Origin of the sequence: Enterobacter sp. BIDMC 26 (assembly GCF_000534435.1) — a bacterium.
GTDB lineage: Bacteria > Pseudomonadota > Gammaproteobacteria > Enterobacterales > Enterobacteriaceae > Enterobacter > Enterobacter ludwigii.
On record NZ_KI973182.1, the window covers coordinates 4,820,401 to 4,834,883 of the forward strand.

The window sequence follows — 14,483 nt, forward strand, 5'->3', positions numbered from 1 at the left end:
CATCCGGGAAATTTTCAATGATCAGTCTGATTGCAGCGCTGGCGGTGGACCGTGTTATCGGTATGGAAAATGCCATGCCGTGGAACCTGCCTGCCGATCTCGCATGGTTTAAACGTACTACGTTAAACAAGCCGGTAGTGATGGGCCGCCTGACCTGGGAGTCGATTGGTCGTCCATTACCGGGCCGTAAAAATATCGTTATCAGTAGCCAGCCTGGCACTGACGATCGCGTCGAATGGGTGAAGTCCGTAGACGAGGCCATTGCCGCATGCGGTAATGCCGAAGAGATCATGGTGATTGGCGGTGGGCGTGTGTACGAACAGTTCCTGCCGAAAGCACAGAAGCTGTATCTGACCCACATTGATGCGGAAGTGGAAGGGGATACGCATTTCCCGGACTACGATCCTGATGAGTGGGAATCTGTCTTCAGTGAATTCCACGACGCGGATGCGCAGAACTCCCACAGCTACTGCTTCGAAATTCTGGAACGTCGCTAAGTGAATTTCCCTCTCCCGTCCGGGGGAGGGAAATCCTCATCAGGAGGCAACGGCCTCGTCTTCCCCTAAGTCCAGCTGTCGGTTGGATGGCTGAACAAAGTACGTTTTATCTTCCCAGCGCAAGCAGGTTAACTCTCCACCCCAGCAGCAGCCGGTATCGAGACCGTAGATCCCCTCCGGTGTGCCTTTTCCTTCAAGCGACGCCCAGTGGCCAAACACCACGTTATAGGCGTTGGTCACCGGACCGGGAATGGCAAACCACGGTTTAAGAGGCGCAGGGGCGCTTTCCGGTGTCTCTTTGCAATACATATCCAGTTGCCCGTTCGGGAAGCAAAAACGCATGCGGGTGAAAGCGTTCGTAATAAAGCGCAGGCGGGCCAGACCGCTAAGATCTTCGCTCCAGTGATTCGGCATATCGCCGTACATCGCGTCGAGGAAGAAAGGATACGAATCGCTTGCCAGCACCGCTTCAACGTCACGCGCACAGGTTTTCGCCGTCTCAAGATCCCACTGAGGGGTGATCCCGGCATGCGCCATGACCAGTTTTTTCTCTTCATCGATCTGCAGCAGCGGCTGGCGGCGTAGCCAGTTGATGAGAACATCCGCGTCCGGGGCATCCAGCAATGGCGAGAGACGATCTTTGGGTTTGTTGCGACTGATCCCGGCAAAGACGGCCAGCAAATGCAGATCATGATTGCCCAGTACCATGCGCACGCTGTCGCCCAGTGATTTGACGAAGCGTAGAACGTCCAGCGAGCCAGGGCCACGCGCCACTAAATCGCCCGTCAGCCAGAGCGTATCTTGTCCAGGCGTAAAGTCGACCTGTTTTAACAATGCGATCAGTTCATCGTAGCAACCGTGAACGTCGCCAATCAGATATGTAGACATTAGATTAATGAATGAGTGTTGTAACGGCGAGACGGAACACAGGAATAGCAACGCGGAACACATTGCCATCGACGTCGACCATTTCGTAATGGCCCTGCATGGTGCCCAGCGGCGTTTCGATCACGGCACCGCTGGTATATTGATACTCTTCGCCAGGGTCGATGTGGGGCTGTTCACCAACCACACCTTCACCCTGAACTTCGATTTCGCGGCCGTTGCCGTTGGTGATAAGCCAGTAGCGCCCAAGCAGTTGCACAGGCATCCGCCCCAGATTGCGAATGGTCACGGTGTAAGCGAAGACAAAACGTTCTTCATCCGGTGAGGACTGGGATTCAACATAAACGCTTTGTACATGGACACATACGCGGGGCGAATCAATCATGGCTTAACTCTCCTTCGGCGGCGCATTTTCGCTGATGTAATTAGCCAGCTTGCAGTACTGTTCTACGGAAATATTTTCTGCACGCATTGCCGGGTCAATACCCAACTCAGTCAGCACTTCAACGGTAAACAGATTGCCCAGGCTGTTACGGATCGTTTTACGGCGCTGGTTAAAGGCTTCCGTAGTAATGCGGCTCAGCACGCGCAGGTCTTTCACCGGGTACGGCATTATTTTATGCGGTACAAGACGCACTACCGCAGAGTCCACTTTTGGTGGCGGCGTAAAGGCGGTTGGCGGTACTTCGAGCACCGGGATCACGTTGCAGAAATATTGCGCCATCACGCTCAAACGACCATACGCTTTACTGTTCGGCCCTGCAACCAGACGGTTAACCACCTCTTTTTGCAACATGAAGTGCATGTCGGCAATGGCATCAGTATAGCTAAACAGGTGGAACATTAGCGGTGTGGAAATGTTGTACGGCAGGTTACCGAACACGCGCAGCGGTTGGCCCATTTTTTCCGACAGCTCACCAAAGTTCATGGTCATGGCATCCTGCTGATAAATCGTCAGCTTTGGCCCCAGGAACGGATGAGTTTGCAGGCGTGCGGCGAGATCGCGATCGAGTTCGATAACGGTCAGTTCGTCCAGGCGTTCGCCTACGGGTTCAGTCAGAGCGGCAAGACCCGGGCCGATTTCGACCATAGCCTGACCTTTCTGCGGATTAATGGCAGACACGATACTGTCGATCACGAACTGATCGTTGAGGAAGTTTTGCCCGAAGCGTTTTCGGGCTAAGTGGCCCTGATGGACTCGATTAGTCATTGAGTATTAACAATCATTTTGATGGCGAGATTAAGCGCCGTAATAAAACTGCCGACATCCGCTTTCCCCTGGCCTGCCAGATCCAGCGCAGTACCGTGGTCAACGGACGTTCGAATAAAAGGTAAACCGAGGGTGATATTCACCCCGCGGCCAAAGCCCTGGTATTTTAGCACGGGCAAGCCTTGATCGTGGTACATCGCGAGCACGGCGTCCGCATTATCCAGGTATTTTGGCTGGAAAAGGGTATCGGCAGGCAACGGCCCGCTTAAGTTCATCCCTTTTGCCCGCATTTCTTCAAGCACCGGAATAATGGTGTCGATCTCTTCGGTACCCATATGCCCGCCTTCACCGGCGTGCGGGTTCAGGCCGCAGACCAGCACATGCGGCTGTTTGATGCCGAATTTGGTTTGCAGGTCGTGATGCAGGATCCCGATGATCTCCCGTAAAAGAGACGGAGTAATGGCATCCGGAATGGCCCTGATGGGCAAATGGGTCGTCACGAGGGCAACGCGCATTGCTTCTGTCGCCAGCATCATGACCACTTTCGGGCTGTGTGAGCGCTCTTCAAAGAACTCCGTGTGCCCGGTAAACGGTATCCCCGCCTCGTTGATAACGCCTTTGTGCACGGGACCGGTGATCAGGGCGGCAAATTCACCCTTCAGGCAACCGTCGCAGGCACGCGCCAGCGTCTCTACAACATAGTGGCCGTTTTCGGTACTGAGCTGACCCGGGATGACGGGAGTACGAAGTGGAACAGGAAGAAGCGTAAGCGTGCCGGCTTGCTGTGGTGCAGGCTGCTGGCCTTCAAGGTAGGGGATGAGCGTTAAAGGCAGACCGAGCAGCGTTGCCCGGTCTTGTAACAGTGTTGCATCAGCGCAGACAACCAGTTCCACCGGCCAGCTGCGCTGGGCGAGCTGGACAACGAGGTCAGGCCCAATCCCGGCAGGTTCGCCGGGAGTGATCACAACACGATGCTGTTTCATTAGTTACTCAGTACTTTCACATAAGCGCTGGCGCGTTGTTCCTGCATCCAGGTTGCTGCTTCTTCAGAGAACTTACGGTTAAACAGCATGCGGTAGGCTCTGTCTTTCTGCGCCGCGTCCGTTTTATCAACATTGCGGGTATCCAACAGTTCGATCAGATGCCAGCCGAAGGAGGAGTGCACCGGGGCGCTCATCTGGCCTTTGTTCAGCTTCATCAGTGCGTCACGGAACGCAGGATCGTAGATATCTGCGGCCGCCCAGCCCAGATCGCCGCCCTGATTAGCAGAGCCGGGATCCTGAGAGAACTCTTTCGCGGCATTCGCAAACGAGGTTTTTCCGCTCTTGATGTCTGCAGCAATCTGTTGCAGTTTCACGCGCGCCTGATCGTCAGTCATGATAGGTGACGGCTTGAGGAGAATATGGCGAGCGTGAACTTCGGTAACCGAAATGTTCTGACTCTGACCGCGCAGATCGTTCACTTTCAGGATGTGGAAGCCCACGCCTGAACGGATGGGACCCACGATGTCACCTTTCTTCGCCGTGCTCAGCGCCTGGGCAAAGATGGAAGGTAGCTCCTGGATACGTCCCCAGCCCATCTGGCCGCCTTTCAGCGCCTGTTGGTCAGCGGAGTAGGTGATGGCCAGTTTGCCAAAGTCACCGCCGTTACGTGCCTGCTCGACAATCGAACGCGCCTGGCTTTCAGCTTCCGCAGCCTGGTCGGAGGTTGGGTTCTCTGGCAGCGGGATCAGAATGTGGCTCAGGTTTAGTTCGGTGCTGGCGTCGTTCTGGTTACCCACCTGTTTTGCCAGCGCGTCCACTTCCTGAGGCAGGATCGTGACGCGGCGACGGACTTCATTGTTACGCACTTCCGAAATCAGCATCTCTTTACGGATCTGATTACGGTACGTTGCATAGCTGATGCCATCATAGGCCAGACGGCTGCGCATCTGGTCCAGGCTCATGTTGTTTTGCTTCGCGATGTTAGCAATGGCCTGATCGAGCTGCTCGTCAGTGACCTTCACACCCATTTTCTGACCCATTTGCAGGACAATCTGATCCATGATCAGACGTTCCAGGATCTGATGGCGCAGGGTTGCGTCATCCGGAAGTTGCTGACCTGCTTCACCCGAATTGAGCTTCACAGATTTCATCAAACCGTCAACGTCGCTTTCGAGCACGACGCCGTTGTTAACCACAGCGGCGACCTTATCAACAACCTGGGGGGCCGCGAAGCTGGTATTCGCAACCATAGCGACACCGAGCAGCAGCGTTTTCCAGTTCTTCATACTTTTTCCATTTCAATTAACCGCAAAGCGGATTACGTTGCAAATTAAGCACATTACAAGGAACTGCGGTACGGCAGAATGTTCGAGCGCAGCATCTGCTGCGTGCCCAGGCCGTAGTTGGAGCTCAGGCCGCGCAGTTCGACATTAAAGCCAATCACGTTATCGTATTTGCTCTGATTATTCTCAGTATTCCAGCCGTTAAGCTTACGTTCGTAACCGACACGCAGCGCGTAGCAGCAGGAGTTATATTGCAGACCAACCATCTGGTCAGCAGGTTTACTGGTGTTGGTGTCAAAGTAGTAAGCACCGACGATTGACCAGCGATCGGCGATTGGCCAGCTCGCTGCGCCACCCACCTGCGAGATGCCGTCTTTGTACTGTTCCGCGGTTGCATAGTCTGGCAACGTGGCCTGAATATATTCAGGGCTGGCGTAACGATAGGTCAACTGCAGCATACGGTCTTCATCACGACGGTATTCAATCGCCGCACTGCTTGTTGCAACATTGTTGAGACGCGTATCGTACTGCACACCCCCGCGTAAACCCCAGCGATCGGTCATACGCCAGTAGGTATCACCCGCCCACACCAGAGAACCCGTTTTGTTGTCTTTCTCCCAGTTAATGTTGTCATCACCGGTCCGGGACTCGGTGAAATAGTAGATTTGACCAACAGAAACGTTAAAACGTTCAACGGCGGCATCATCATAAACGCGTGTTGTGACGCCGGTCGTTAACTGGTTTGCTGACGCAATACGGTCGAGGCCACCGTAGGTACGGTCGCGGAACAGGCCGCTGTAGTCAGACTGCAGGAATGAGGAGTCATAGTTCTGAATGTTGCTTTGATCGCGATACGGCACGTACAGATACTGCATACGTGGCTCAAGCGTCTGGGTATAACCCTCCGCCAGAAGACCCATATCGCGTTCGAAGATCAGTTTGCCGTCCATTTTGAACTGTGGAAGCGTACGATTTACTGATTCCTCAAGATGCTTATTGTTACTGGAATTATAATCATCAATATTTTTTTGCTGATAGTGTGTCGCCATCAGCTTGGCTTCAGTATTCAAACTTGCCCAGTCGTTAGACCATGGCAAATTGATGGTTGGCTCCAGATGGACACGTGTCGCTTCTGGCATATTCGAATTAGTGTTAACGAAGTGGACCGCCTGACCATAAATTCGGGTGTCGAATGGACCTACATCATTCTGATACCAGTTAACGTCCAGCTGCGGTTCTGCACCGTACGTACTTGCCGTTTGGTTAGAGAAAACCTGGAACTGCTTGGTCGAGACCGTTGCATCAAAGTTTTGTAGCGCATAGCCCACACTGAAGATCTGCGTGGCATAGCCATCGGTACTCGAACCGTATTTTGACGAGAAATCGTTAAAATAGTATGGGTCACTAACCTTGGTGTAGTTAACGTTAAACCGCCAGACCTGGTCCATTACCCCGGCATGTTGCCAGTAGAACAACCAGCGGTGTTTATCACCTTCTGTTGGATGTTCATCCTGGAAGACTTTATCCGACGGCAGATAATCCAGTTCCATCAGGCCAGCGCCCGCCTGCGTCAGGTAGCGGAACTCGTTTTCCCACATAACGTTGCCGCGCTTATGGATATAGTGCGGCGTGATCGTGGCGTCCATGTTGGGCGCGATGTTCCAGTAATACGGCAGATAGAACTCAAAGTAGTTCGTGGTGCTGTATTTGGCATTCGGGATCAGGAAACCTGAGCGGCGTTTGTCACCCACAGGAAGCTGCAGATAAGGGCTGTAGAAAACAGGCACCGGACCGAGCTTGAAGCGGGCGTTCCAGATCTCGGCAACCTGCTCTTCACGGTCATGGATGACTTCACTTCCGACCACGCTCCAGGTATTAGACCCGGGCAGACAGGACGTGAAAGAGCCGTTTTCGAGAATCGTATAGCGGTTTTCACCGCGCTGTTTCATCAGGTCTGCATCACCGCGCCCCTGGCGACCTACCATCTGGTAATCACCTTCCCAGACGTTAGTGTCTTTGGTATTCAGGTTTGACCAGGCTTTCGGACCTTTCAGGATGACCTGATTGTCGTCATAGTGCACATTACCCAACGCATCCACCGTTCGTACCGGCTCGGCCGCACCTTCCGGCTGCTTCTGGTGTAATTGCACTTCATCTGCCTGCAGACGGCTGTTGCCCTGGTTAATATCCACATTGCCAGTAAATGTCGCATTGTCAGGATATGTGCCTTTAGAGCTATCGGCAGTAATGGTTACCGGCAAGCTATTCGTATCGCCCTTTACCAGTGGACGATTATAACTTGGGACGCCAAGCATACACTGCGAGGCGAGATCGGCCGCCAGTCCCTGTTGGCTGTACAGGGCGGTGCCAATCATTGTGGCCAGGAGGGTGGGGATACGTTTTTTCATACGTTGTATTTTATTGTTCCGTCATCAGTGGCTACGGCTTACAAACGCTCAGAGACTATCTTACTCATCAGCGCAGTACCAGCGTTAATCCTGCCCGTTTGCGCGCCAGAGTGTTAGGCTCGCTATCGAATGACGAGTATGATAAAGCAAATTATAGGCGATGTCCTTCAATTGACCGTGGCTTGAACACTGTGATGATGACGTTGCGTCGGCCAGGAACATGACTAACCGGGGAGTATATGCAGTATTGGGGTAAAATAATCGGCGTTGCGTTCGCCATCATCATGGGTGCCGGGTTCTGGGGGATCGTACTGGGGCTTATTATCGGCCATATGTTTGATAAGGCTCGCAGCCGCAAAATGGCCTGGTTTGCCAATCAGCGTGAGCGCCAGTCCCTCTTTTTCTCCACCACGTTTGAGGTGATGGGGCACTTAACCAAATCAAAAGGGCGTGTGACGGAAGCCGATATTCAGATAGCCAGCGTCTTTATGGACCGCATGAATCTGCATGGTGACTCCCGTCTCGCGGCACAAAATGCGTTTCGCATCGGCAAAGCGGATAACTATCCGCTACGCGATAAAATGCGTCAGTTCCGCAGCATCTGCTTCGGCCGTTTTGATTTAATTCGGATGTTTCTGGAGATCCAAATCCAGGCGGCGTTTGCCGATGGTTCACTTCATCCGAATGAACGCGATGTTTTATATGTTATTGCGGAAGAACTGGGCATCTCCCGTATGCAGTTCGACCAGTTCCTGCGCATGATGCAGGGCGGTGCGCAGTTTGGCGGCGGCTATCACCAGCAGTCCTCTGGCGGTGCCTGGCAGCAGGCGCAGCGGGGTCCGACGCTGGAGGATGCCTGTAACGTGCTGGGGGTGAAGCCATCGGACGATGTAACCACCATCAAGCGTGCCTATCGTAAGCTGATGAGTGAGCACCACCCGGACAAACTGGTCGCGAAAGGCTTACCGCCGGAGATGATGGAGATGGCGAAGCAAAAAGCGCAGGAAATTCAGAAAGCGTACGAGTTGATTAAAGAGAAGAAAAGTTTCAAATAAAAAAAGGCCCGACACTGTCGGGCCTTTTTTTCAGAAGTCGACTGGGGCTTTAAACGTCATTGCATTGCCAAAAACCGGATGGGTGATGGTGAGCGTCTGCGCATGCAGCTGCAGGCGTGGCGCCAGCGCCAGTGCATCGGGCGGCGCGTAAAATCTGTCCCCCAGAATCGGGTGCCCCAGCGCAAGCATATGGACACGCAGCTGGTGCGAGCGCCCGGTAATCGGCTTAAGCAGCACACGCGCAGTGTTATCTGGCGCGTACTCCAGCACTTCATACTCGGTTTGTGCTGCTTTGCCGGTTTCGTAACAGACCTTTTGTTTTGGTCGGTTCGGCCAGTCGCAGATCAGCGGTAAATCCACCAGCCCTTCCGCCGGCTGAGGATGCCCCCAGACACGTGCGACATACTGCTTTTTCGGCTCGCGATCGCGGAACTGGCGTTTCAGCTCGCGTTCCGCCGCTTTATTCAGCGCCACTACAATCACACCGCTGGTGGCCATGTCCAGACGATGGACAGACTCCGCCTGAGGATAATCACGCTGAATACGCGTCATCACACTGTCTTTGTGCTCATCCAGACGCCCTGGCACGGACAACAAGCCGCTGGGCTTGTTGACCACCATAATGTGCTCATCCTGATAAAGCACCACCAGCCAGGGATCCTGAGGTGGATTGTAAGGCTCCATCACCATCTTGCGCTCCGTTTACTGATGCGTCACAACGATAAGACGCAGGGCATCCAGACGCCAGCCTGCCTGATTAAGGCTTTCCAGCACCTGCTGACGGTTGCTCTCGATCGCCGCCAGTTCGTCATCGCGGATGTTTGGGTTTACCGCTTTCAACGCTTCCAGACGGGAGAGTTCCGCGGACAGTTTGTCGTCGGCTTCTTGACGTGCGGCATCAATCAGCGCCCGGGCCGCTTTTTCGATCTGCGTTTCACCCAGCTGTAGAATAGTGTGCACATCCTGCTGTACCGCGTTGACCAGCTTACTGCCGGTATGGCGGTTCACCGCACTCAGCTGGCGGTTAAAGCTCTCGAATTCAACCTGAGCGGCGAGGTTCGTGCCGTTTTTGTCCAGCAGCAGACGCACAGGCGTTGACGGCAGGAAGCGGTTGAGCTGCAGCTGTTTCGGCGCCTGCGCTTCGACAACGTAAATCAGTTCCAGCAACAGGGTACCCACTGGCAGCGCTTTGTTTTTCAACAACGAGATGGTGCTGCTGCCGGTATCGCCTGAGAGGATCAAATCCAGACCGTTGCGGATCAGCGGGTGCTCCCAGGTGATGAACTGCGCATCTTCGCGCGACAGTGCCACATCACGTTCAAAGGTGATGGTGCATCCATCTTCCGGCAGGCCAGGGAAATCCGGGACCAGCATATGGTCGGACGGGGTCAGGACAATCAAATTCTCGCCACGATCGTCCTGGTTTATGCCAACGATGTCGAACAGGTTCATGGAGAAGCTGATCAGGCTGGTGTCATCATCCTGCTCTTCAATGCTTTCAGCGAGCGCCTGGGCTTTTTCACCGCCGTTGGAGTGGATCTCCAGCAGGCGGTCACGGCCCTGTTCCAGCTGTGATTTCAGCGCTTCATGCTTATCACGGCAGGCTTTGATCAGTTCATCAAACCCGTCGGTGTTCTCTGGTGCGGCCAGATAGCCGATCAGATCGGCGTGCACCTGATCGTAAATCGGGCGGCCGGTCGGACAGGTATGCTCAAACGCATCCAGACCTTCGTGGAACCAACGCACCAGAACGGACTGGGCGGTTTTTTCCAGGTAAGGAACGTGGATCTGAATATCATGCGCCTGTCCAATACGATCCAGACGGCCGATACGCTGTTCCAGCAGATCCGGGTTGAACGGCAAATCGAACATCACCAGGTTGCTGGCAAACTGGAAGTTACGGCCTTCAGACCCGATTTCAGAGCACAGCAGAACCTGGGCACCGCTGTCCTCTTCTGCAAACCATGCCGCGGCACGGTCACGCTCGACGATGGACATCCCTTCGTGGAACACGGCGGCGCGAATACCTTCGCGTTCGCGCAGGACCTGCTCCAGCTGCAGCGCGGTGGCTGCTTTGGCGCAGATCACCAGCACTTTCTGAGAACGGTGCGCGGTCAAATAGCCCATCAGCCACTCAACACGCGGGTCGAAGTTCCACCAGGTGCCGGTATCGCCTTCAAATTCCTGGTAAATCTGTTCCGGGTAGAGCATGTCGCGTGCACGCTCTTCAGCAGTTTTGCGCGCGCCCATAATGCCGGAAACTTTAATGGCCGTCTGGTACTGCGTCGGCAGTGGCAATTTGATGGTATGCAATTCGCGTTTCGGGAAACCTTTCACCCCGTTACGGGTGTTACGGAACAGGACGCGGCTGGTGCCGTGGCGATCCATCAGCATATCGATCAGTTCTTTACGCGCGGAATCCGCGTTGTCACTGTCGCTGTTGGCCGCCTGCAGCAGAGGCTCAATATCCTGCTCGCCAATCAGATCGCTCAGGGTGTTGAGCTCGTCATTCGAGAGATGTTTACCCGCCAGCAGCAGGGCAACGGCATCGGCGACCGGACGGTAGTTATTCTGCTCTTCAACGAACTGCTCAAAGTCATGGAAGCGGTTTGGATCGAGCAGGCGCAAACGGGCGAAGTGGCTCTCCAGACCTAACTGCTCCGGCGTTGCGGTCAGCAGCAGGACGCCTGGTACGCGCTCGGCAAGCTGTTCGATAGCCATGTATTCCCGGCTTGGTGCATCTTCGCTCCAGACCAGATGGTGCGCTTCATCGACCACCATCAGGTCCCATTCGGCGTCGCACAGATGCTCAAGACGTTGCTTGCTGCGGCGTACGAAATCCAGAGAGCAGATCACCAGCTGTTCCGTTTCAAACGGGTTGTCCGCATCGTGCTGGGCTTCTGCATAGCGCTCGTCATCAAACAGAGCGAAACGCAGGTTAAAGCGGCGCAGCATCTCGACCAGCCATTGGTGCTGCAGGGTTTCGGGTACCACAATCAGCACGCGCTCGGCTGCGCCGGAAAGCAGCTGTTGATGCAGGATCATGCCCGCTTCAATGGTTTTCCCCAGGCCCACTTCATCTGCCAGCAGTACGCGAGGTGCGTGACGGCGGCCCACGTCATGGGCGATGTTCAGCTGGTGGGGGATAAGGCTGGTACGCTGACCGCGCAGGCCGCTCCACGGCATACGGTACTGTTCACTCTGGAACTTGCGCGCACGATAGCGCAGGGAGAAGCGATCCATACGGTCGATTTGCCCGGCAAACAGGCGATCCTGCGGCTTACTGAATACCAGTTTGCTGTCGAGCAGCACCTCACGCAGGATGACATTGGCCTCGTCGGTGTCCAGGCGAGTCCCGATGTAGGCGAGCAGTCCATTCTCTTCTTTTACGTCTTCGACCTTTAGCTGCCAGCCGTCGTGGCTGGTCACGGTGTCACCCGGGTTGAACATCACGCGGGTCACAGGGGAATCATTGCGGGCGTACAGGCGGTTTTCACCGGTAGCAGGGAAAAGGAGGGTAACCATTCGTGCATCCACGGCAACCACGGTTCCTAATCCAAGTTCGCTTTCTGTATCGCTGATCCAGCGTTGACCAAGTGTAAAAGGCATATTTGTTCGGCTCTAATCGTAAATTGCAGGCAATAGTTCAACCACCGTCAAAAAAGACAGTCATTGAAAAATGGGTCCGGGAATGGAAAGGGCGCTATGGTACTGGATGGCAGCCATTTCGTCACGTGTCAAAATAGGCCAAGTTGCCCTGTCACTAGTGTAGCAAAGTCGTCGTCGATGAAGGGCAAAATTCCGTCCGCGACCGGCTGAAGCTGACGTGTAAGATAGTGCTCGTAATCCAGAGGCGAGTGCTGGTAATCCACGGGTTCCGGGCCGCTGGTGGTCCAGAGGTATTTGATGGTTCCCCGGTTCTGATACTGCGGGGCACGTCCCCGGCGCACGTTCTCCTCATCCGCCAGGCGCGCGGCGCGGACGTGCGGCGGAACGTTGCGCTGGTATTCCGCCAGTGGGCGGCGCAGGCGCTTGCGGTACACCAGCTGGGCGTCGAGTTCACCGGCCATTAGGCTGGCAATTGTTTCACGCACGTAGTCCTGATAAGGCTCGTTGCGAAAGATACGCAGATAAAGCGTTTGCTGAAACTGCTGTGCCAGCGGCGTCCAGTCGGTGCGCACGGTTTCCAGCCCTTTAAAGACCATTCGCTGCTTGTCACCTTCCTGAATAAGACCGGCGTAGCGCTTCTTACTGCCCTGGTCGGTACCGCGAATGGTGGGCATTAAAAAGCGGCTGAAATGGGTTTCAAACTCCAGTTCTAACGCGCTGCTTAACCGCTCTTTTTGCAAACTTTCCTGCCACCAGGCGTTCACAAAAGTCACCAGTGATTTGCCGATTCGCGCGGCATCCTCTTCTGAATGCGCGCCCTTAAGCCAGACAAAGGTGGAATCCGTATCGCCATAAATAACGTCATAACCCTGGGATTCAATCAACGCTTTGGTCTGGCGCATGATGTCGTGCCCGCGCATGGTGATAGATGACGCCAGTCGTGGGTCGAAGAAGCGGCAGGCGCTGGTCCCCAGAACCCCGTAAAACGCGTTCATGATAATTTTCAGCGCCTGAGAAAGGGGCTTGTTGCCATGACGCTTAGCCTCGTCGCGACCGTGCCAGATGTTTCCCACAATTTCCGGCAGACAGTGCTTTTCCCGTGAGAAGCGGGCCCCAAGAAAACCTTCTGTGCTGTGCAAATCGTCAGGCTGCGCCATCCCTTCCACCAGCCCGACGGGATCGATCAGGAAGGTGCGAATAATGGACGGATAGAGGCTTTTGTAGTCCAGCACCAGCACGGAGTCATACAACCCGGGCCGGGAATCCATCACGTAACCCCCCGGGCTTGCCTGCGGCGGCACATCACCGAGGTTGGGGGCGACATAGCCCGCCCGGTGCATACGCGGGAAATAGAGGTGGCTAAAGGCGGCCACGGAGCCACCGTGCCGGTCAGCGGCGAGGCCGTTCACCGTCGCGCGCTCGAGCAGGAAGGGCATGATCTCCGTTTTATGGAAAATCTGCGTCACCAGTTCACAATCTTTCAGGTTGTAGGTGGCGAGCGCCGGTTTGTCTTCGTTAAAACGCCGGTCGATTTCATCCATCCTGTCCCACGGATTGTCGATGGATTTCCCTTCGCCGAGCAGCTCCTGCGCCACTGCTTCCAGAGAGAAAGAGGAAAAATTCCAGAAGGCAGATTTGAGCGCCTCAATGCCATCGATAATCAGGCGGCCATTGGCCTGCGCGAAAAACACACCGTTTTTAAAACCGTGCTCGCGCCATTCCAGCTCGCTGTTTCCGCGCCCCAGCATCAGGGGGATGCGGTAACGTTCAGCATGTTTTTGCAGCACGCGCAGATCGAACTGCACCACGTTCCAGCCGATCAACACATCGGGATCGCGATCGGCAAACCACTGGTTTAGCTTTTCCAGAAGCTGTGGCCGGCTGTTGACATACTCCAGCCGGAAATCCAGCGCGGACGCGTTGCCATTCGGGGGGCCAAGCATATAAACAACCCGATCCCCGCAGCCTTCAAGGCCGATACAGTACAGCTCACCGTGGCGAGTGGTTTCGATATCCAGCGAGACCCATTTCAACGGCGGCCGGTAGGTAGGGTTGGGTTTGAGACGGGCGTTAATAAGGCTGCCGTTTTGCGCGGTGCCGTCGACCCAGACGGGGGCGGTAATAAACCGCTCCATCAGAAAACGTTCTGGCGGGCGGATATCGGCTTCGTACAGCGTCACGCCAGCGTCGCGCAGCAGTTTTTCATAACGCATCAGCTGGCGATGGGCGCGGCAGTAGAGGCCATGTACGGGCTGACGGTGGAAATCTTTCAGTTCAAGCGGCGTCAGGCGCCAGCCATTTTCACCGCGCAGCAGTTGCTTTACTTTCTCAACATGATCGTTCGGGATAAAAGCCACGGACTCCTGCGGCGGCAGGGTCACGTGCAGCGGGCCGTTGTCCGTCGCCAGCCAGAATGCCACCTCGGTGCCCTGAGGAGTATCCCGCCAGTGTCGGGTAAGTAAAAAACCTTCTTGCGCCTGCGCCACGCCGCTATCCCATAAAACAAAACCAGGCTTGATTATAGCCTGGTTGAATATTTTATGCTGGGTATAT

The 14,483-nt window shown here is 55.0% G+C and carries 11 protein-coding genes; 2 read left to right on the forward strand and 9 right to left on the reverse strand.

Annotated elements, in window-relative coordinates; all coding sequences use genetic code 11:
• Window positions 1–17 precede the first annotated feature (17 nt).
• The gene (gene folA / locus L462_RS00995; RefSeq protein WP_008502023.1) at window positions 18–497 is read left to right on the forward strand and encodes a type 3 dihydrofolate reductase; all 480 of its coding nucleotides are present in this window, start codon (window positions 18–20) and stop codon (window positions 495–497) included.
• A 39-nt stretch (window positions 498–536) separates the two neighbouring features.
• On the opposite strand, the gene apaH is transcribed toward folA, so the two are convergent.
• The 6 genes from apaH to lptD are packed head-to-tail and all read right to left on the reverse strand — an operon-like array spanning window position 537 to window position 7,266.
• Window positions 537–1,385, reverse strand: a complete 849-nt coding sequence (gene apaH / locus L462_RS00990; protein WP_014168593.1) for a bis(5'-nucleosyl)-tetraphosphatase (symmetrical) ApaH — start codon at window positions 1,383–1,385, stop codon at window positions 537–539.
• A 4-nt stretch (window positions 1,386–1,389) separates the two neighbouring features.
• Window positions 1,390–1,767: a Co2+/Mg2+ efflux protein ApaG gene (apaG, locus tag L462_RS00985; protein ID WP_014168594.1), complete on the reverse strand. Its 378-nt coding sequence runs from the start codon at window positions 1,765–1,767 to the stop codon at window positions 1,390–1,392.
• A 3-nt stretch (window positions 1,768–1,770) separates the two neighbouring features.
• On the reverse strand, window positions 1,771–2,592 hold the full coding sequence (gene rsmA, locus L462_RS00980) for a 16S rRNA (adenine(1518)-N(6)/adenine(1519)-N(6))-dimethyltransferase RsmA (protein WP_014168595.1): 822 nt from the start codon (window positions 2,590–2,592) through the stop codon (window positions 1,771–1,773).
• On the reverse strand, window positions 2,589–3,575 hold the full coding sequence (gene pdxA / locus L462_RS00975) for a 4-hydroxythreonine-4-phosphate dehydrogenase PdxA (protein WP_032679611.1): 987 nt from the start codon (window positions 3,573–3,575) through the stop codon (window positions 2,589–2,591). Before pdxA ends, rsmA begins: the two co-directional genes overlap by 4 nt.
• Window positions 3,575–4,861 (reverse strand): peptidylprolyl isomerase SurA, encoded by a 1,287-nt coding sequence (gene surA, locus L462_RS00970; protein WP_014168597.1) that lies wholly within the window; start codon window positions 4,859–4,861, stop codon window positions 3,575–3,577. Before surA ends, pdxA begins: the two co-directional genes overlap by 1 nt.
• Window positions 4,862–4,914: 53 nt before the next feature.
• A complete protein-coding gene (gene lptD, locus L462_RS00965) occupies window positions 4,915–7,266 on the reverse strand; it encodes an LPS assembly protein LptD (protein WP_032679612.1) in 2,352 nt (783 codons plus the stop codon).
• A 239-nt stretch (window positions 7,267–7,505) separates the two neighbouring features.
• On the opposite strand from lptD, the gene djlA reads away from it, so the two are divergent.
• On the forward strand, window positions 7,506–8,321 hold the full coding sequence (gene djlA, locus L462_RS00960) for a co-chaperone DjlA (RefSeq protein WP_014168599.1): 816 nt from the start codon (window positions 7,506–7,508) through the stop codon (window positions 8,319–8,321).
• 30 nt (window positions 8,322–8,351) lie between these two features.
• On the opposite strand, the gene rluA is transcribed toward djlA, so the two are convergent.
• From rluA to polB, 3 genes are all read right to left on the reverse strand, one after another.
• A complete protein-coding gene (gene rluA, locus L462_RS00955) occupies window positions 8,352–9,011 on the reverse strand; it encodes a bifunctional tRNA pseudouridine(32) synthase/23S rRNA pseudouridine(746) synthase RluA (RefSeq protein WP_014168600.1) in 660 nt (219 codons plus the stop codon).
• A 12-nt stretch (window positions 9,012–9,023) separates the two neighbouring features.
• A complete protein-coding gene (gene rapA / locus L462_RS00950; protein ID WP_032679613.1) occupies window positions 9,024–11,930 on the reverse strand; it encodes an RNA polymerase-associated protein RapA in 2,907 nt (968 codons plus the stop codon).
• A 128-nt stretch (window positions 11,931–12,058) separates the two neighbouring features.
• Window positions 12,059–14,416 (reverse strand): DNA polymerase II, encoded by a 2,358-nt coding sequence (gene polB, locus L462_RS00945; protein WP_032679614.1) that lies wholly within the window; start codon window positions 14,414–14,416, stop codon window positions 12,059–12,061.
• Window positions 14,417–14,483: the final 67 nt, after the last annotated feature.

Excerpts from the sequence above, each read along its gene's own strand:
- folA (WP_008502023.1), top strand. The coding sequence starts at position 18 with ATGATCAGTCTGATTGCAGCGCTGGCGGTGGACCGTGTTATCGGTATG.
- apaH (WP_014168593.1), bottom strand. The coding sequence starts at position 1,385 with ATGTCTACATATCTGATTGGCGACGTTCACGGTTGCTACGATGAACTG.
- apaG (WP_014168594.1), bottom strand. The coding sequence starts at position 1,767 with ATGATTGATTCGCCCCGCGTATGTGTCCATGTACAAAGCGTTTATGTT.
- rsmA (WP_014168595.1), bottom strand. The coding sequence starts at position 2,592 with ATGACTAATCGAGTCCATCAGGGCCACTTAGCCCGAAAACGCTTCGGG.
- pdxA (WP_032679611.1), bottom strand. The coding sequence starts at position 3,575 with ATGAAACAGCATCGTGTTGTGATCACTCCCGGCGAACCTGCCGGGATT.
- surA (WP_014168597.1), bottom strand. The coding sequence starts at position 4,861 with ATGAAGAACTGGAAAACGCTGCTGCTCGGTGTCGCTATGGTTGCGAAT.
- lptD (WP_032679612.1), bottom strand. The coding sequence starts at position 7,266 with ATGAAAAAACGTATCCCCACCCTCCTGGCCACAATGATTGGCACCGCC.
- djlA (WP_014168599.1), top strand. The coding sequence starts at position 7,506 with ATGCAGTATTGGGGTAAAATAATCGGCGTTGCGTTCGCCATCATCATG.
- rluA (WP_014168600.1), bottom strand. The coding sequence starts at position 9,011 with ATGGTGATGGAGCCTTACAATCCACCTCAGGATCCCTGGCTGGTGGTG.
- rapA (WP_032679613.1), bottom strand. The coding sequence starts at position 11,930 with ATGCCTTTTACACTTGGTCAACGCTGGATCAGCGATACAGAAAGCGAA.